At 69.9% G+C, this 16,179-nt stretch carries 25 protein-coding genes; 14 read left to right on the top strand and 11 right to left on the bottom strand.

Annotation, left to right across the window (positions count from 1 at the left end; translation table 11 throughout):
• Positions 1-7 precede the first annotated feature (7 nt).
• Genes clpS through SK571_RS24455 form a run of 4 tightly spaced genes read left to right on the top strand, consistent with a single transcriptional unit; the run spans position 8 to position 2,084 of the window.
• Positions 8-307 carry an ATP-dependent Clp protease adapter ClpS gene (gene clpS / locus SK571_RS24470; RefSeq protein WP_030479230.1) on the top strand — a complete coding sequence of 100 codons (300 nt, stop codon included), beginning with the start codon at positions 8-10 and terminating at the stop codon, positions 305-307.
• The gene (locus tag SK571_RS24465; RefSeq protein WP_319986422.1) at positions 304-861 is read left to right on the top strand and encodes a DUF2017 domain-containing protein; all 558 of its coding nucleotides are present in this window, start codon (positions 304-306) and stop codon (positions 859-861) included. The genes clpS and SK571_RS24465 overlap by 4 nt, the downstream gene beginning before the upstream one ends.
• Positions 858-1,769, top strand: a complete 912-nt coding sequence (locus SK571_RS24460) for a P1 family peptidase (RefSeq protein ID WP_319986421.1) — start codon at positions 858-860, stop codon at positions 1,767-1,769. Before SK571_RS24465 ends, SK571_RS24460 begins: the two co-directional genes overlap by 4 nt.
• Before the next feature lie 18 nt (positions 1,770-1,787).
• Complete coding sequence (locus SK571_RS24455; RefSeq protein ID WP_319986420.1) at positions 1,788-2,084, top strand: hypothetical protein; 297 nt, start codon at positions 1,788-1,790, stop codon at positions 2,082-2,084.
• On the opposite strand, the gene SK571_RS24450 is transcribed toward SK571_RS24455, so the two are convergent.
• From SK571_RS24450 to SK571_RS24440, 3 genes are read right to left on the bottom strand one after another with little or no spacing between them, the layout of a single operon-like run.
• Complete coding sequence (locus SK571_RS24450) at positions 2,068-2,487, bottom strand: SRPBCC family protein (RefSeq protein WP_319986419.1); 420 nt, start codon at positions 2,485-2,487, stop codon at positions 2,068-2,070. The two genes, SK571_RS24455 and SK571_RS24450, sit on opposite strands and share 17 nt — an antisense overlap.
• A complete protein-coding gene (locus SK571_RS24445; protein WP_319986418.1) occupies positions 2,484-3,005 on the bottom strand; it encodes an SRPBCC family protein in 522 nt (173 codons plus the stop codon). Before SK571_RS24445 ends, SK571_RS24450 begins: the two co-directional genes overlap by 4 nt.
• A complete protein-coding gene (locus tag SK571_RS24440; protein WP_266039736.1) occupies positions 2,998-3,342 on the bottom strand; it encodes an ArsR/SmtB family transcription factor in 345 nt (114 codons plus the stop codon). The genes SK571_RS24445 and SK571_RS24440 overlap by 8 nt, the downstream gene beginning before the upstream one ends.
• A 110-nt stretch (positions 3,343-3,452) precedes the next feature.
• Here SK571_RS24440 and SK571_RS24435 point away from each other — a divergent pair, with 110 nt between their 5' ends.
• The 3 genes from SK571_RS24435 to SK571_RS24425 are packed head-to-tail and all read left to right on the top strand — an operon-like array spanning position 3,453 to position 5,126.
• Positions 3,453-3,863 (top strand): M67 family metallopeptidase, encoded by a 411-nt coding sequence (locus tag SK571_RS24435; protein ID WP_319986417.1) that lies wholly within the window; start codon positions 3,453-3,455, stop codon positions 3,861-3,863.
• Between the two features lie 31 nt (positions 3,864-3,894).
• Positions 3,895-4,167, top strand: coding sequence for a MoaD/ThiS family protein (locus SK571_RS24430; RefSeq protein WP_030479225.1), 273 nt, complete (start codon positions 3,895-3,897; stop codon positions 4,165-4,167).
• A gap of 8 nt (positions 4,168-4,175) precedes the next feature.
• Positions 4,176-5,126 carry a PLP-dependent cysteine synthase family protein gene (locus SK571_RS24425; protein WP_319986416.1) on the top strand — a complete coding sequence of 317 codons (951 nt, stop codon included), beginning with the start codon at positions 4,176-4,178 and terminating at the stop codon, positions 5,124-5,126.
• Between the two features lie 84 nt (positions 5,127-5,210).
• Here SK571_RS24425 and SK571_RS24420 read toward each other — a convergent pair whose 3' ends face one another.
• Positions 5,211-6,071, bottom strand: coding sequence for an SMP-30/gluconolactonase/LRE family protein (locus SK571_RS24420; protein WP_319986415.1), 861 nt, complete (start codon positions 6,069-6,071; stop codon positions 5,211-5,213).
• Between the two features lie 33 nt (positions 6,072-6,104).
• On the opposite strand from SK571_RS24420, the gene SK571_RS24415 reads away from it, so the two are divergent.
• The 4 genes from SK571_RS24415 to SK571_RS24400 are packed head-to-tail and all read left to right on the top strand — an operon-like array spanning position 6,105 to position 8,662.
• A complete protein-coding gene (locus SK571_RS24415) occupies positions 6,105-6,716 on the top strand; it encodes a rhomboid family intramembrane serine protease (protein ID WP_319986414.1) in 612 nt (203 codons plus the stop codon).
• A gap of 11 nt (positions 6,717-6,727) precedes the next feature.
• Positions 6,728-7,480: a glutamate racemase gene (gene murI, locus SK571_RS24410; protein ID WP_319986612.1), complete on the top strand. Its 753-nt coding sequence runs from the start codon at positions 6,728-6,730 to the stop codon at positions 7,478-7,480.
• A gap of 1 nt (position 7,481) precedes the next feature.
• On the top strand, positions 7,482-8,249 hold the full coding sequence (locus tag SK571_RS24405) for an MBL fold metallo-hydrolase (protein WP_319986413.1): 768 nt from the start codon (positions 7,482-7,484) through the stop codon (positions 8,247-8,249).
• Entirely contained in the window at positions 8,246-8,662 is a 417-nt protein-coding gene (locus SK571_RS24400; RefSeq protein WP_090068409.1) for an OsmC family protein, read from the top strand. Before SK571_RS24405 ends, SK571_RS24400 begins: the two co-directional genes overlap by 4 nt.
• Here the strand turns inward: SK571_RS24400 and SK571_RS24395 are convergent.
• Positions 8,620-9,114 (bottom strand): DUF2231 domain-containing protein, encoded by a 495-nt coding sequence (locus SK571_RS24395; protein WP_319986412.1) that lies wholly within the window; start codon positions 9,112-9,114, stop codon positions 8,620-8,622. The two genes, SK571_RS24400 and SK571_RS24395, sit on opposite strands and share 43 nt — an antisense overlap.
• Positions 9,115-9,163: 49 nt before the next feature.
• Here SK571_RS24395 and rph point away from each other — a divergent pair, with 49 nt between their 5' ends.
• A complete protein-coding gene (rph, locus tag SK571_RS24390; protein ID WP_319986411.1) occupies positions 9,164-9,928 on the top strand; it encodes a ribonuclease PH in 765 nt (254 codons plus the stop codon).
• On the top strand, positions 9,925-10,524 hold the full coding sequence (rdgB, locus tag SK571_RS24385; protein WP_319986410.1) for an RdgB/HAM1 family non-canonical purine NTP pyrophosphatase: 600 nt from the start codon (positions 9,925-9,927) through the stop codon (positions 10,522-10,524). Before rph ends, rdgB begins: the two co-directional genes overlap by 4 nt.
• Before the next feature lie 14 nt (positions 10,525-10,538).
• On the opposite strand, the gene SK571_RS24380 is transcribed toward rdgB, so the two are convergent.
• The 5 genes from SK571_RS24380 to SK571_RS24360 all read right to left on the bottom strand — a co-directional run bounded on the left by SK571_RS24380 (position 10,539) and on the right by SK571_RS24360 (position 14,295).
• The gene (locus SK571_RS24380) at positions 10,539-10,880 is read right to left on the bottom strand and encodes a DMT family transporter (RefSeq protein WP_319986409.1); all 342 of its coding nucleotides are present in this window, start codon (positions 10,878-10,880) and stop codon (positions 10,539-10,541) included.
• A 283-nt stretch (positions 10,881-11,163) separates the two neighbouring features.
• On the bottom strand, positions 11,164-11,631 hold the full coding sequence (bcp, locus tag SK571_RS24375; protein WP_319986408.1) for a thioredoxin-dependent thiol peroxidase: 468 nt from the start codon (positions 11,629-11,631) through the stop codon (positions 11,164-11,166).
• A gap of 10 nt (positions 11,632-11,641) precedes the next feature.
• Positions 11,642-12,169: a hypothetical protein gene (locus SK571_RS24370; RefSeq protein ID WP_319986407.1), complete on the bottom strand. Its 528-nt coding sequence runs from the start codon at positions 12,167-12,169 to the stop codon at positions 11,642-11,644.
• A gap of 337 nt (positions 12,170-12,506) precedes the next feature.
• Positions 12,507-13,535, bottom strand: coding sequence for an LLM class flavin-dependent oxidoreductase (locus tag SK571_RS24365; RefSeq protein ID WP_319986406.1), 1,029 nt, complete (start codon positions 13,533-13,535; stop codon positions 12,507-12,509).
• A gap of 7 nt (positions 13,536-13,542) precedes the next feature.
• Complete coding sequence (locus SK571_RS24360) at positions 13,543-14,295, bottom strand: hypothetical protein (RefSeq protein WP_319986405.1); 753 nt, start codon at positions 14,293-14,295, stop codon at positions 13,543-13,545.
• 94 nt (positions 14,296-14,389) lie between these two features.
• Between SK571_RS24360 and SK571_RS24355 the strand changes: the two genes are divergently transcribed.
• A complete protein-coding gene (locus tag SK571_RS24355) occupies positions 14,390-15,436 on the top strand; it encodes an NAD(P)-binding domain-containing protein (protein ID WP_319986404.1) in 1,047 nt (348 codons plus the stop codon).
• Here the strand turns inward: SK571_RS24355 and SK571_RS24350 are convergent.
• Positions 15,420-16,034 carry a DedA family protein gene (locus SK571_RS24350; protein WP_319986403.1) on the bottom strand — a complete coding sequence of 205 codons (615 nt, stop codon included), beginning with the start codon at positions 16,032-16,034 and terminating at the stop codon, positions 15,420-15,422. The two genes, SK571_RS24355 and SK571_RS24350, sit on opposite strands and share 17 nt — an antisense overlap.
• Between the last annotated feature and the right edge of the window lie 145 nt (positions 16,035-16,179).

Genomic DNA, 16,179 nt, shown 5'->3' with positions numbered 1-16,179 from the left:
TGGCGGTATGACCACGCCCGTCGAACAGGAACGGACGCAGCCGGAGGCCGTCGGTGAGGAAGTCGCCGCCGAGGACCGACCCTGGCAGACCGTGGTCTGGAACGACCCGGTAAACCTCATGTCCTACGTGACGTACGTGTTCCAGAAGCTGTTCGGGTTCAGCAGGGACCATGCGACCAAGCTGATGCTCGACGTGCACCACAAGGGCAAGGCGATCGTGACATCGGGGACCAAGGACAAGGTGGAGGCCGACGTGGCGAAACTCCACGCGGCAGGGCTCTGGGCGACCATGCAGCGGGCCTCGTGAAGAGGTGGATCCGCGACGGCGACGTCGTCGTCGGCAGGCTGGATCGGCAGGAGGCCGCGGTCGTGCGCGGTCTGGTCAGCCAGATCCAGGACATGCTGCTGGCCCGCGCCGAGGAGGCGCCCCAGGACGAGCTCGCGGAGCTGACCGGCATCAGGACTGGCTCGTCGGAGGCTCCCGACGACCCCATCCTGGGCAGGCTGCTGCCCGACTTCCACCGCCTCGACGACGACGCGCCCGACCCGGACGAGGTCAACTCGGCGGCGGCGCTGCGCTCGTTGCACGAGCCGGAGCTTCTGGACCACAAGACAGGTGCGGCCGAGACCGTGCTGCGCACCTGCTCACCCGACGGCGGTGAGATCCGGCTGACCATCGCGGAGGCCGAGGCCTGGATGGCGTCGCTCAACGACGTGCGTCTGGCCCTGGGGACAGCGCTGGACGTCACCGAGGACATGCCGGAGGAACTGCCGCCGGAGGACCCGAGATCGCCGCACCTCGGTGTCTACCACTGGCTCACCTGGGTGCAGGACACGCTCGTCGAAGCGATGATGCCGTGATCCCCGGCGTCCTCGTCGGCCACCACCACCGCCTCGAACCCGGCTGGGCGACGGGCACGACCGTCGTGCTGGTGCCGGCCGGAGCGGTCGGAGCCGTCGACGGACGCGGTGGCGCGCCCGGCACCCGCGAGACCGATCTGCTGGACCCGGCGAACCTGGTCCAGCAGGTGCACGCGATCTGTCTTTCCGGTGGCTCGGCCTACGGGCTCGCGGCCGCGGACGGCGTCATGCGCTGGCTCTCGGAACGGTCGATCGGCTTCCAGGTGGGCGCCCGGCCGCACCACGTCGTGCCGATCGTGCCCGGCGCGGTGATCTTCGACCTGCCGATGTCCGAGTGGGGTAACAGGCCGGACGCCACGTTCGGCTACGCGGCCTGCGAGGCGGCTGCCCCTGAGTTCGAACTGGGCTGCGTCGGCGCGGGTGCCGGTGCGCGGGTCGGTTCGCTCAAGGGTGGTGTCGGCGTCGCCTCGGCGACGGTCGGCGCGCACCGCATCGGCGCCCTGGCCGTGGTCAACGCGTCCGGTGAGGTCGTCGACCGCGCGTCCGGCCTGCCGTGGCTGCCCTCGCTCGGCACGGCGGCGGTGGAGCTGCCCGAACGCAAGCCCGAAGGCCTCAACACGACGATCGGCGTGGTCGCGGTGGACGCCGAGCTGTCCAAGGCGGAGTGCCAGCGGCTCGCGATGGCCGCGCAGGACGGCCTGGCCCGCGCCGTGCGGCCCGCTCACTCGATGTTCGACGGTGACACGGTGTTCGCGCTGGCCACGGGGGCCGTGCCGCTCGCGGGGCCGCGCGCGTTCGCGCTGGACGCGTTGTGCACGGCGGCGGCCGAGATGTTCGCGGAGGCCGTGGTGTCCGGTGTGCGCGAGGCGACTTCTGTGAACGGCGTGACGGCGTTCCGCGACCTCTGAGTTGGGTAACCACCCGGCATGGCCGATGTGATCGATCAGGCAGCAGGTGTCGTGTCCGAGCTCGCGCCGCCCGGTGCGGCGCGCGAGATCCCCGGCAGGGAACTGGCGGTGGTCGCGCCCGCGGGGCTGTTCGCCGCAGCGTTCCTGGTGCCACCGGGGCTGGGAAAAGTGCTGATGAAGCTGGGTGTCGCCGTCACGCCGCTCGCCGCCTGGGCGGAGCTGGCCGCGTGGCGCGGGCTCGACCAGGGGCAACGGCGGCGCGGGGTGGCGTTGCTGGCCCTCTACCTCGTGGTGGTGCTCAGTCGGCGTCGATGAACGCCTTGAAGTTCTCGACGTTGCGTTCGACCTGCTCGCGCAGCGACTTCTCGAGCACCCTGCGGCCGAGCTTGAGCAGCCCGGACAGTTCGAACTCGTTGTCGCACACGAGGAGCGTGTGCTGCTCGTCGATCGCCGAGTACCGGTTGGTGATCGTGTGCACCATCCCGGTCGTCCGGTAGCGGGAGATCCGCTCGTCGGCGGTCGCGGACAGCACCGTCTCCTCCAGCGTGAACTTGCGGTACTTCAGCGTCGCCGTGGAACCGGCCGCGCCCGGCGTCTCGCTGTGCTGGGTGATGCTGACCAGGTCCGGCTGCCACCTGTGCAGGTGGGCCGGGTCGGACGTGATCACCCGCACGGTCTCGATCGGCTTGTCGAGCACGACCTCCTTGGTGAACCTCATCCGAGCACCTCCGTCCACACGTCGCTGATCTGCTGCGCCCGCATTCCCGCGGCCATCAGGTCCTCCTGCGACGCCGTCGCGATCCAGTCCTTCGCGGCGCCTTCCGGCAGGTCTCCCGAGAGGAACTCCTCCAGTGCGTGCAGGCCCATCTCCCAGCCCGCGCCGAGCCCCCACATCGTCGGTGACGCGTTCGGGATGAGCTCTCCTGGCACGGGGGAGTGCGACAGCGTGAGCACCGTCGAGTCGCCGTCCGGTTCGAGCCGCACGACGACCTCGGTCACGCCGCCGCCCATCTCCCAGGTCAGGCCGATCTCACTGGGCCTCTCGCAGCGGACGACCTCGCCGCCCGCGTTGCCTTCCAGCTGGTAGCGGCCGCCCGGGCGGAGGTCGCCGCTGATCGGCAGGAACCACCTGACCAGGCGTTCCGGCGTGGTGATGGCGTCCCAGACGTCCTCGCGTTCTGCCTTGTAGTGCCGCCGGATGACGAGCTTGCCGTCCTCGTACGCGCGATCAGTCATCTTCTGCCTCCAGCCTGCGCTCACGCTTGCCGCGTGCCAGCTCGGTCGCCAGCGCGTCGAGATGCGGTTCCCAGAACCGCCGGAAGTGGTCCAGCCACGCGTCGACCTCCCGCAACGGGTCGGGCGCCACGGCGTAGAGCCGTCGCGTGCCCTCAGGTCTGACCTCGACGAACCCGGACGAGCGCAACACCTTCAGGTGCTGCGACACGGCGGACTGGGTGATCCCGAACTCGGCCTGGACCACCTCGCCGACGTCTCCCGCCGCCCGCTCGCCACTCGCGAGCAGCTCCAGGATCCGCCGGCGCACCGGGTCTGCGAGTACGTCGAACGCGTGCACGGCGGTCACTGTAGTAGCCACGGCTAATATAAGCCAGTGCTAAAGCAACCAGCGGAGCGCGGGTATCTCGCATACCGAGACAACTTTTGCCAGCCCGTAGGATTGAGCACGTGCTGGTGATTCGCCGTGACCTGGTGGACGCGATGGTGGCCCACGCGCGCCGCGACCATCCCGACGAGGCGTGCGGGGTGATCGCCGGGCCGTACGGGTCCGACAGCCCTGAGCGCTTCATGGAGATGGAGAACGCGGAGCGGTCGCCCACGTTCTACCGGTTCGACGCGGCCGAGCAGCTCAAGGTGTGGCGCGAGATGGACGCTAACGACGAGGTGCCGGTGGTCATCTACCACTCGCACACCGCGACGGAGGCGTACCCGTCCCGCACCGACATCTCGTTCGCGGGCGAGCCGGAGGCGCACTACGTGCTGGTCTCCACGCGTGACCCGATCGAGCACGAGCTGCGGTCGTACCGCATCGTCGACGGTGTCGTGACCGAGGAACCGGTCAAGATCGTCGAATCCTGAGTTGCACCCGTTTCCCGGAGGTAGAACCACCATGGCAGTCACCGTGTCGATCCCGACCATCCTGCGCACCCACACCGGGGGCGAGAAGTCGGTGTCCGCTGCCGGTACGACGCTCGCCGAGGTCATCGACGACCTGGAGAACAACCACGGCGGCCTCAAGGCCCGCCTGGTCAAGGAGGGCACGCTGCACCGGTTCGTCAACGTCTACGTCAACGACGAGGACGTGCGCTTCTCCGGTGGCCTCGCGGCCGAGGTGAAGGACGGCGACAACGTCACCATCCTCCCGGCAGTCGCGGGCGGCTGATCTTTCCCATGGCCCGTTACGACTCGCTCCTGGACGCGCTCGGCGGGACGCCGCTGGTGGGCCTGCCGCGCCTGTCGCCGTCCGAGGACGTGCGCATCTGGGCGAAGCTCGAGGACCGCAACCCGACCGGCTCGATCAAGGACCGGCCCGCGCTGGCCATGATCGAGGCGGCGGAGCGGGACGGCGTGCTGCGTCCCGGCGCGACGATCCTGGAGCCGACGTCCGGCAACACCGGCATCTCGCTCGCCATGGCCGCGAAGCTCAAGGGCTACGGCCTGGTGTGCGTGATGCCCGAGAACACCTCGACCGAGCGCAAGCAGCTGCTGCAGGCGTACGGCGCGCGCATCGTGTTCTCGCCTGCCGCCGGCGGGTCGAACCAGGCCGTCGCCACGGCGAAGGAGATCGCCAAGCAGAACCCGGACTGGGTCATGCTCTACCAGTACGGGAACCCGGCGAACGCGGAGGCGCACTTCCGCGGCACGGGGCCGGAGATCCTGAAGGACCTCCCGGAGATCACGCACTTCGTCGCCGGTCTCGGCACGACGGGCACGCTCGTCGGCGTCGGGCGGTACCTGCGCGAGGCCAAGCCGGACGTGCAGATCATCGCCGCCGAACCCCGGTACGGCGAGCTGGTCTACGGCCTGCGCAACCTCGACGAGGGCTTCGTGCCGGAGCTGTACGACGAGTCGGTGCTGACCGGGCGGTACTCGGTCGGGTCCTACGACGCGTTGCGCCGCACCCGGCAGCTGCTGGAGACCGAGGGCATCTTCGCCGGCATCTCGACGGGGGCGATCCTGCACGCCGCGCTGGCCGTGGCGCAGAAGGCCCAGGTCGCGGGGAAGCCGGCGGACATCGTGTTCGTGGTCGCGGACGCGGGCTGGAAGTACCTGTCCACCGGCGCCTACGCCGGAACCCTGGACGAGGCGGCCGCCAAGCTCGACGGCCACCTCTGGGCGTGAGCGATCCGCCGATCTTGTCGGTGGTGCCGAGTAGGTTGTGACGCAGGGGTTCCCAGCTCGGGGGGACCCCTGCGGCAGCGCGCCTCAGCCGTTGAACGCCACGCTCGGCACGCCCTGGCCGACGCCGGGCAGCACCAGCACGGAACCGTTGAGCTGCCGGTCCATCAGCGCCTCGTCGGACAGCCCGACGCGGGCGGACGTCACGTAGAGGTCGGTGAAGTCGGCACCGCCGAAGCAGCACGCGGTCGGGTTGTCGACCGGTACCTCGATCTCGCGGTCGAGCTCACCTGCCGGCGTGTAGCGGCGCACTGCGTGGCCACCCCACAGCGCGACCCACACGCACCCGTCGGCGTCGACGGTGAGCCCGTCCGGCCAGCCTTCGGTGTTGCCCACGTGGGTGAGCGGACGGCGGTTCGCGACGGTGCCGGTGGCGTTGTCGAAGTCGAGGACGTCGATGCGGCGGGTCGGCGTGTCGATGAAGTACATGAGCGTGCCGTCCGGGCTCCAGCCGACGCCGTTGCTCGTGTTCACCTTGTCCACCATGACCTTCGCGGAGCCGTCGCCGGTGATCCTGGCGAGCCAGCCCTCGTCGGCGGCCTGGTCGTAGCGCATCGTGCCGGCCCACAGGCGGCCCGACGGGTCGATGCCCGCGTCGTTGCCGCGCACACCCTCGCGGGCCCAGTAGACGAGCCAGCTCTTGGAGCCGTCGCGGTCGACCAGCGCGATGCCGTCGCGCAGGTTGCAGACGATGCCGCCCTGCGCGCGGGGCTTGGCGGCGCCCACGTGCTGGGGCACCACGAGCACCGCGTCGTCGTCCCGCGCGGGTGCGTACCGGTGCACCTCGGAGGCGAGGATGTCCACCCACAGCAACGTGGAGCTGCTGTGGTCCCACGTCGGCCCCTCGCCCAGCTGGGCGGAGGCACGTACCGCTACTTCGATCGACACCCAACCACCCTAGTTGCCACGTACCCTGGACACGTGGACCGCACCGCGCTCGCGAAACGGGTAATACCGCCGCATCCAGTGCTGTCGTTGCTCGTCGTCGCGGGGTTCGTCGGCTTCCTCTACGTCGTCGAGGCCTTCGACGTGGCGACCGGCGGCTCGCTGGAGGACGACGGCGTGCGGCCGCGTGACTTCAGCGAGTGGGACAACCTGCTGTGGATGCCGTTGATCCACGGCGACTGGAGCCACCTCACCGGCAACGCGGTTCCGTTGCTGCTGCTGGGGTTCCTCGCGAACTCGGGAGGGCTCAAGCAGTTCTTCCAGGTCACCGCGGTCATCTGGTTGTCGTCCGCGCTGGGCGTGTGGGTGCTGGGCAGTGCCGGCAGCCACATCGGCGCGTCCGGGCTGGTGTTCGGCTTCCTCGCGTTCCTGCTGGTGCGCGGGATCTTCGCGCGCTCGTGGCTGCAGATGGTGATCGCCGTCGGCGTGTTCATGCTGTACGGCGCCGCGCTGTGGGGTGTGCTGCCCGGTCAGCCCGGCGTGTCGTGGGAAGGCCACCTGTTCGGCGCAATCGGCGGCGTTCTGGCTGCGTGGGGTGTTTCTCGCGACAATCGGCGCACTACAACACCGGCTACATTCACGGCGTGACGATCGGGATCATGGACTCGGGCGTCGGCGGCCTCACCGTCGCCCGCGCGATCATGGACCAGTTGCCGGGCGAGTCGATCCACTACATCGGCGACACGGCTCATGGTCCCTACGGGCCGCTACCGATCGCGCAGGCGCGCAAGCACGCCCTGGAGATCTGCGACCGGCTCGTGGACGAGGGCGCGAAGATGCTGGTGATCGCGTGCAACACCGCGTCCGCCGCCTGCTTCCGCGACGCTCGTGAGCGCTACGACGTGCCGGTGGTCGAGGTGATCCTCCCAGCGGTGCGGCGCGCGGTGACGACGACCCGCAGCGGCCGCGTCGGCGTGATCGCGACGGTCGGCACGATCAACTCGCACGCCTACCAGGACTCGTTCCAGGCCGCCCGCGACGTGACGGTGACGGCGGCGGCGTGCCCGCGGTTCGTCGACTTCGTGGAGCGCGGCATCACCTCCGGCCGGCAGGTGCTCGGGCTGGCGCAGGCCTACCTGGAACCGTTGCAGCGCGCCGAGGTCGACACGGTCGTGCTGGGCTGCACGCACTACCCGTTGCTGACGGGCGTGATCCAGATCGTCATGGGTCAGCACGTGACGCTGGTGTCGAGCGCCGAGGAGACGGTGAAGGACGTCGTGCGGCTGCTGACCGAGCGCGACGAGTTCGCCACCTCCGGGCCGGCCCTGCACCGGGTGACGTGCACCGGCCCGCCCGAGCGGTTCGCGAAGCTCGCGGCCCGCTTCCTGCCGACCTTCGAACAGTGGGGCTGATGTGCTGCTGACCGTCCTCGGCTGCTCCGGCAGCATTCCCGGACCTGGCGCGGCGGCGTCGGGATATCTGCTGGAGGCCGACGGGTTCACGCTGGCGCTGGAGTTCGGCAACGGGGTGCTGTCGCGGTTCCAGGAGGAGCGGCCGCTGTTCTCGATGGACGCGCTGGTGCTCTCGCACCTGCACCCGGACCACTGCATCGACGTGTCTTCCCTGTACGTGGCAAGGAAATACCACCCCGTTCCGCCCTCCGGGACGTTGCCCGTCCACGCGCCCGCCGACGCGCACTCGCGGTTCGCCGCCGCCTACGCGCCCAACGAGGCCGAGCGGTCGTCGCTGGACATGAGCGACGTCTTCTCCTTCCACGGCCTGGGTTCGCGGGTGGAGATCGGACCGTTCACCGTGGACTCCGCCGTGGTCGCACATCCTTGCGAGGCCTACGGGTTCCGGATCTCGTGCGGCGGGGTGACGCTGGCGTACACCGGGGACAGCGGGCCCTGTGCCGCGCTGGACTCGCTGGCGTCCGGCGCCGACGTGCTGCTGAGCGAGGCGAGCTGGACGCACGCCCCCGACCGGCAGCCGGATCTGCACCTGTCCGGGCGCGAGGCGGGGGAGCTGGCCGCGCGGGCGGGGGCCGGGCGGCTGCTGATCACGCACGTACCGCCGTGGACGTCGCGTGAGGACGTGCTGGAGGAGGCCCGGTCGGCGTTCGGCGGGCCCGGTGAGCTGGTCGTGCAGGGCGGCCGGTACGAGGTGGGGGAGCGGACATGATCAACCTGGAGCGCGTCGGCGAGCACGAGTTCGTCGCTTCCAACGGGCGTGGTGCGTCGGTGCGGATCGGCCGCAAGGGTCAGGAGGGCTCGTTCAGCCCGGTCGAACTGCTGGTCGCGGCCGCCGCCGGCTGCGCCATGGTGACGTCGGAGACGTTGATCCTGCGCAGAACCGGCGGCGAGGAGCTGACAGCGGAGGCGGACGCGGTCCAGTCGGAGAGCGGCAACGAGGTGATCTCCATCCCGGTGACGCTCTCGTACGACCTGTCCGCAGTGGACGACCCGGAGGCGCTGGAAACCGTCGTCCGGCGCGCCGTGGAGCAGTTCTGCACGGTCACGCGGACGTTGAAGCAGTCGGCGACGTCGCCGCTTCAGCTCCCGACGCCGCTCCAGACGGCTTCCGAACCGCTGTGACCGGCGCGCACGGTCTGCACCGTCGTTCCGATCGCGAGCAGCACGACCAGCACGGACACCACGACTGAGAGCACCCGCCACGTCTTCGTGGTGGGTGCCTCCGCCTGGCGTTCGCGGTCCGCGAGCCGGCCCGCGACCAGCAGCGCGATGACCGCGACGCCGAACCCGAGCGCGATGGGCAGCAGCGTGGTGCCGAGGTCCGCGTGCGTCTGGATGACGGGGTTCTGCACCCCGTTGTTCTGCAGCGCCGTCTGCAGGTCCTCGCCGGCCTGCTTGGCCATCGGGACCGCCGCGACGCCTGCCAGCGTGACCCCGAGAACTGGCCACGCGTACCGGCGCCGCCACGCCGGGACCAGCGCGATCGCGACCGAACTGAGCGCCGCGAGAGGCAACAGCACGACCACCGCGTGCACCAGCAAGGGGTGAAGCGGAATACCGTCGATCGTCAGCATGTCTCTCCCTACGCCATGGCGTTCCGCAGGGTTCATTAGGGTATGCGCCGTGGTGCGAAGCGATGGCCGAAACGACGACGTGTTGCGTGACATCCGGATCACGCGTGGATATCAGACCTGGCCCGCGGGCTCGGTCCTGATCGAGTTCGGGAACACCCGCGTGCTGTGCGCCGCGAGTGTCACCGAAGGTGTCCCCCGGTGGCGCCAGGGCTCCGGCCTCGGCTGGGTGACCGCCGAGTACGCGATGCTCCCGTCGGCCACGCACAGCCGCAGCGACCGCGAGTCCGTGAAGGGCCGCATCGGCGGCCGCACGCACGAGATCTCGCGCCTCATCGGCCGTTCCCTGCGTGCCTGCATCGACCTGGCGGCGTTGGGTGAGAACACCATCGTCATCGACTGCGACGTCATCCAGGCCGACGGCGGCACCCGCACGGCCGCGATCACCGGCGCGTACGTCGCGCTGGCCGACGCGGTGACGTACCTGGGCGCGGCAGGCCGCCTGGCCGACCCGTCACCGCTGTCGTGCGCGGTGTCCGCGGTGTCGGTCGGCGTCGTCGACGGCCGCGTGCGTCTCGACCTGCCGTACGAGGAGGACTCGCGCGCGGAGGTCGACATGAACGTCGTCGCCACCGATGCGGGCACGCTGATCGAGGTCCAGGGCACCGGCGAGGGCGCGACGTTCGCCCGGTCCACTTTGGACCGCATGCTCGACATCGCCCTGCAGGGCTGCGCCGAGCTGAACCGCCTCCAGGCCGCCGCTCTCGCCCAGCCGTACCCCGGCATCCTGCCGGAGCCCAAGGCGAGCAAGCGATGAAGCTCCTCCTGGCTTCCCGCAACGCGAAGAAGCTCCGCGAACTCCAGCGCATCGTCGTCGCCGAGGACCTGTCCGGCATCGAGGTGCTGTCCCTGTCGGACGTGCCGGAGTTCCCGGAGGCCCCCGAGACCGCACCCGACTTCGAGGGCAACGCCGTGGCCAAGGCCCGCGACGCCGCCTTGGCCACCGGCCTGGTCTCCATCGCGGACGACTCGGGCCTCGCCGTGGACGAGCTGAACGGCATGCCCGGCGTGCTGTCCGCCCGCTGGTCGGGCCGCCACGGCGACGACGACGCCAACCTGGACCTGCTGCTGGCCCAGCTCGGCGACGTGCCGGACGAGCGCCGCGGCGCGGCCTTCGTCTCGGTGGTCGCCCTCGTGGTGCCCGGCGGCGAAGAGGTCGTCGTGCGCGGCGAGTGGCGCGGCACGTTGCTGCGGGCCCGTCGTGGCACCAACGGCTTCGGCTACGACCCGATCTTCGTGCCCGAGGGGTACGAGATCACCTCAGCCGAGATGACGGCGGAGGAGAAGGACGCGGAGTCCCACCGGGGCCGCGCCCTGAAGCTCCTGGTCCCGTACCTGCGCAAGCTGGCCTAGCTCCGCCGCCACGGTCACACCGTGGCGGCCTGCGCGTGGGCCGCCACCGACACGACGCAGACGCCCGCGGCGATCAGCGCCATGCCGGCGAGCATGGCGAGGTTCAGCGGGTCGGCGAACAGGACCCGGCTCGTGATCGCCACCAGGGCGATGCCGGCGCCTGCCCAGATCGCGTAGGTGATGGCCACCGGCACGCCCATTCTGATCACGAGCGATTCGAGGTAGAGGGCGGTCAGGAAGCCGGCGCCGAGGCCCGCCGTGGGCCACGGTTTGGTGAAGCCGTCCGAGTATTTGAGGCACAGGGTCGCGAAAACCTCCGCGCCCACGGCGAGGGCGAGCAACATCCACTTGAGCATTGAATTTTCCCAGCACGAAATGCACGCAGCGCTAGGCATGCGTGTTGAAGACAACGGTTGACAGTGGGCGAAAAGCCCTGGTCAGCCGCCGCGCGTGGGGAAGTGGACTCGCAAGATGAAATCAGACGGGATGTCGGGGCCGTTAGGTGCCGTCAAACGACACACGGTGTATCACCCTCACCGAAACAGGGGCGGCTTTGTTGCACGCCCTCAGACCCAACATACCTGAAAAAGGGCCGCCGTCGCAGTGGAAGCGACGACGGCCTCACGTTCGGAGTGGGAATCAGGCGGGGAGTTCGCGCAGGAGCTTGGCCACGTGGCCGGTGGCGCGGACGTTGTACATGGCCTTGACGATCTTGCCGTCGGGACCGACGAGGAACGTCGAGCGGATGACGCCCTGGACGGTGCGACCGTAGTTCTGCTTCTCGCCGAAGGCACCCCACTCGGTCAGGACCTTCTTGTCCGGGTCGCCGAGGAGCGGGAACGTCAGGCCCTCGGCGTCGCGGAACTTCGCGAGCTTCTCCTGCTTGTCGGGCGAGATGCCGACGACCTCGTAGCCGGAGTCGGCGAGGGCGCCGAGGTTGTCGCGGAAGTCGCAGGCCTGCTTGGTGCAGCCCGGAGTGCTCGCGGCCGGGTAGAAGTACACGACCACGGACTTGCCGAGGTAGTCGGACAGGGACACCGGCTTGCCCTCGCTGTCGGGCAGCGTGAACGCGGGCGCGGTGTCACCAGGTTCGAGACGACTGGTCATGCCCGAAAGACTAGGCCTGGCCCTCGAAGACGGTGGGCGCGTCCTGGCCCTGCCCGCCCGGCTGGATGGTCAGCTGCATGCGCACCGGCGCCTCGGGCACCGCGAACGCCAGCTGGAGCTGGGTGTCGCGGCCCGGCGGGAGTTCGGCGACGGCGGCGGCGAGGCCGTTGAGGCCCTGCACGGAGTCGACGAGCTCGGCGGCGGGCTCACCGTCCGCCGTTGCGCGCACGGAGAGCTGAGAGGGCAGGTAGGGGGCCTTGGAGCCGTTGTAGACGGTGATCGTGAAGACGGCGGTGCGCCTGGCCTTCGGGATCGCCGTCTCGGACGGTGCGAGGGAGCGGGGGGCGGAGACCACGACGGACAGGCCCGAGGCCCACACGCGCTGCGTGCCGTACCCGGCGGCGCCGGACGCGCTCGGCGTCTCGGCTCGCTGCTCGACCGTCAGGTTCTCGTCGGGGGTGACGGCGACACTGGGGCCCGCACATCCCGCCACGGCCAGCATCAGGCACAGGCCCGCGGCCGATTTGGCGAACTTCACGAACTCCCCTTTCCCACCCCGGCGGTGGGTGTGAGCGACTCACGTCAACTGTGACGGTGCCGAAGAGGGAAGTGCGAACGAAAGAGGCCTCTGAAGCGGACCTGGTGCCGGGACGTGGCCGACTCGTAATGGGCGGCGTGGGCGGCGCCACAGAGTGCGCCGGCCCCACGCCGTCCTTGCGGCCGAGGCCGCGGGTCACGCTAGGGAGCGCGTCGGGGGGCGTGCGCGCTCACACCGATCATCGCCGACTGTGTGCCACGCGCTACAAGCGGAGCCGTTTATCACCCGTTCAGACCAGTGTTAGTCGTACAAAACGTGAAGGTCACGCCTGACCGACTCACGTATGTGCGGCTGAACGGCCCAGCGACGGCGTCCGTTCGGCCACCTCGCTGAGGAGTTCGAACGAACGCAGACGGTCATCGTGCCCGTGCACGATGGTCGTCACCATCAGTTCGTCGGCCGCCGTCGACTCCATCAACTCGTCCAGCCCGGAGCGGACCGTTGAGGGGGACCCGATGATCTGGCTGGACATGCGGTCCTCGATCACCAGCTCGTCGATCTCGGTGTACGGGTAGTCCGCGGCCTCCTGCGGGGTGGCCAGCGGAGCCGGGCGGCCCTGGCGCAGCCGCACGAAGGAGAGCGCTCCCGGGCCCGCGATGTAGCGGGCGTGCTCGTCGGTGTCGGCGACGACCACCGAGGCGCACACCATCGCGTAGGGCTCGTCGAGCACCTCGGACGGCCGGAAGTGCCGCCGGTACAGATCCAGCGCGGGCAGCGTGTTCTGCGCGCTGAAGTGGTGGGCGAACGCGAACGGCAGGCCCAGCATGCCCGCTGCCTGCGCGCTGTAGCCGGACGAGCCGAGCAGCCAGATCGGCGGCTTGTTGCCCGCGGCGGGCACGGCGTTGAGCTCGGCGGTGCCCTCGAAGTACTTGATCAGCTCGGTCAGCTCCTGCGGGAAGTTCTCCGCGGACAGACCTGCCTCGGTGCGCCGCAACGCCCGCGCCGTCTTCTGGTCGGTGCCGGGCGCGCGGCCGATGCCGAGGTCGATGCGGCCGGGGTGCAGCGCCTCGAGCATGCCGAACTGCTCGGCCACCACCAGCGGCGCGTGGTTGGGCAGCATGACGCCGCCCGAACCGACGCGGATCGTCTCGGTCGCGTCCGCGATGTGCCCGATCAGCACGGCGGGCGCCGACGAGGCGATGCCCGGCATGTTGTGGTGCTCGGCGAACCAGTAGCGGTGGTAGCCGAGGCGTTCGGCCTGCTGAGCGAGCTCCCGCGAGTTCCGCAGCGCGGTCGTCGCGTCCGACCCCGACGTGATGGGGGCGAGGTCGAGAACGGACAGCGGGATCTCAGTGAGACGGCTCATGCATCGATCAACACCGATACTTCGTGACTTCTTCCGTGAGCCGGGTAACTCGTTTCGCGGCCTTCTCGTACGTGGTGCCCTCCGGATGCAGCGTCAGCACCGCGACGATGCTGAACCAGCACGTCCCGGACGTGTGCAGGGCCGGGGACTTCGTGTCGAGGTCCCACTGCACGCGCGGACGCGGCCTGTCGACGCACGGCTTCGTCGGGTCGCCGAACCCCGACCAGCCCTGCTTGAACGCGGGCTTCCACGTGGCGGACGGCAGCCCGAACGACTGGTCGAACCCGTCCGACGCGCACTTCTCGGCCCGCTGCAGGTGCCCCATGATCGTGTGCCGCACCTTCGGCTTCGCTTCCTCCAGCACGTACCGGTAGATCTTCACGACGTCCGAGGCGCTCACGGCCGTGTAACCCCACATGCCGCGCTTCTCCGGCGGCCGCGTGTCTTCGAGCTTCAACCGCTCGGCCGTGCGCACGACGAGCTGCTCCCACCCGTTCTCCACCCACAGCTCGCTCGCCGCGTTGTCGTCGCTGACCCGCAGCATGGGTTCGATGCGCGGGTCGTCGCCCCGCGTCTCCAGCTGTTCGATCGCGATCAGGATCTTCACCAGCGAGGCGGATCTGATCGGTTTGTGCACGTCCCGGCCGGTCACCTGGTGCGTGATCCGGTCGTAGACCGCGTAGGAGGCCGTCGGCGCGGGCACGGGCGCAGCAGCGGAAACGGGTGCCGCGAGCAACGCCATCGTCAGAGTTATGTGCACGCTCCCGGAAGCTAGCGGTCACCCGGACCTTTTGCGCGATGTTTTGTGGATCACAGGTGAGAAGAATCGACTGCCTCCTGCCGTTGACCGAGATGTGACGGATGTGGTGGTGATCGGCGCGGGACAGGCGGGCCTGTCCGCCTCGTACTTCCTGCGGCGCCGCGGAGTCGGCCACGTGGTGCTGGACGCGAACGACGCTCCCGGCGGCGCCTGGCTGCACCGCTGGCCGAGCCTGCGGATGCGGACCGTGCACGGCATCCACGAGCTGCCCGGCATGCCGTTCGAGCAACCCTCACCCGACGAGGTCGCCAACGAGGCCATCCCGTCCTACTTCGCCCGCTACGAACAGCTCTTCGACCTGCCCGTCGTGCGTCCGGTGAACGTCACCCGGGTGGTGAACGACGGTGCGCTGCTCAAGGTCGAGACCACCGGCGGCGTCTGGACCACCCGCGGCCTGATCAACGCGACCGGCACGTGGCGCCGACCGTTCTGGCCGTACTACCCGGGCCAGGAGACGTTCCAGGGCCGCCAGCTGCACACCGCCGACTACCAGGGCCCCGCCGACTTCGCGGGCAAGCGCGTCGTGGTCGTGGGCGGCGGCGCGTCGGCCACGCAGCTGCTGATGGAACTCGCTCCCTTCGCCGCGGAGACCCGCTGGGTCACGCGCCACGAACCGGTGTGGCGGGAGGGCCCGTTCACCGAGGACTACGGCCGCTGGGTGGTCGGCATGGTCGAGGAACGCGTCCGGGCCGGCCTGATCCCGCGCAGCGTCGTCAGCGTCACCGGCCTGGCGCTGACCGACCAGACGCGCGCCGCCATCGCCTCCGGGGTGCTGGACCGCAAGCCGATGTTCGAGCGCGTCACTCCGACCGGCGTCGAGTGGGCGTCCGGGGAACGCTTCGACGCCGACATCATCCTGTGGGCCACCGGCTTCCGGCACGACCTGGACCACCTCGCGCCGTTGCACCTGCGTGCCTCCGGCGGCGGGATCCAGGTGGACGGGACCCGTGTGGTGTCCGACCCGCGCATCCACCTCGTGGGGTACGGGCCCTCGGCCAGCACGATCGGGGCGAACCGGGCCGGGCGCAGCGCCGTCCGTGAGCTGATGGGCTACCTGGACAGCCTCAAGGTCGCGAGCTGACCCGCCTCTTCGAAAGGCGGGTCACCACGAAGACCAGCACGGCCACCACCGCCAGGCCCAGGACCACCTTCGAGCCGATGCCCACGTACTGCTCGACGAGGTGCCAGTTGTCGCCCAGCAGGTAGCCCGCCAGGATCAGCGCCGTGTTCCACAGGAGGCTGCCTGCGGCGGTGTAGGCGAGGAACGGTGTCAACCGCATGCGTTCGACGCCGGCCGGGATCGAGATCAGACTGCGGAAGACCGGGATCATGCGGCCGAAGAAGACCGCCCGGTAGCCGTTGCGCAGGAACCAGGCCTCTGTCCTGTCCACATCGGACACTCGGACCAGGGGCATGCGGGAGGCGATGCGGCGGACCCGGTCGCGGCCCAGCGCGGCGCCGACCCAGTACAGCAACAGCGCGCCGACGACCGAGCCGAGCGTGGTCCAGAGGATGGCGTCGAGCAGCGACATCTTGCCCTGGGCCGCGGTGAAGCCGGCCAGGGGCAGGAAGACCTCGCTCGGCAGCGGCGGGAACAGGTTCTCCAGCGCGATCGCCAAAGCCGCTCCGGGTGCGCCGGCCGTGTGCATCAGGTCGGTGACCCAGTCGACCAAGTTCATGTCATCCAAGCTACGGACGGCGTGGCGCGGGGACATTGGGGTGAACCGCAAGATCGGGGTGGGGAAAACCCCACCCCCGATCTGGGGGATGACCACTAGGGGTGCCGAATCCTTGTGCCCGCGCGGGAAGCGCGGTCGTTCTGCG

Source organism: Lentzea kristufekii (assembly GCF_033949925.1).
GTDB classification, from domain to species: Bacteria; Actinomycetota; Actinomycetes; order Mycobacteriales; family Pseudonocardiaceae; genus Lentzea; species Lentzea kristufekii.
The sequence above is the reverse complement of the archived record's forward strand: the minus strand, read 5'-3'. Positions and strand labels throughout refer to the sequence as shown.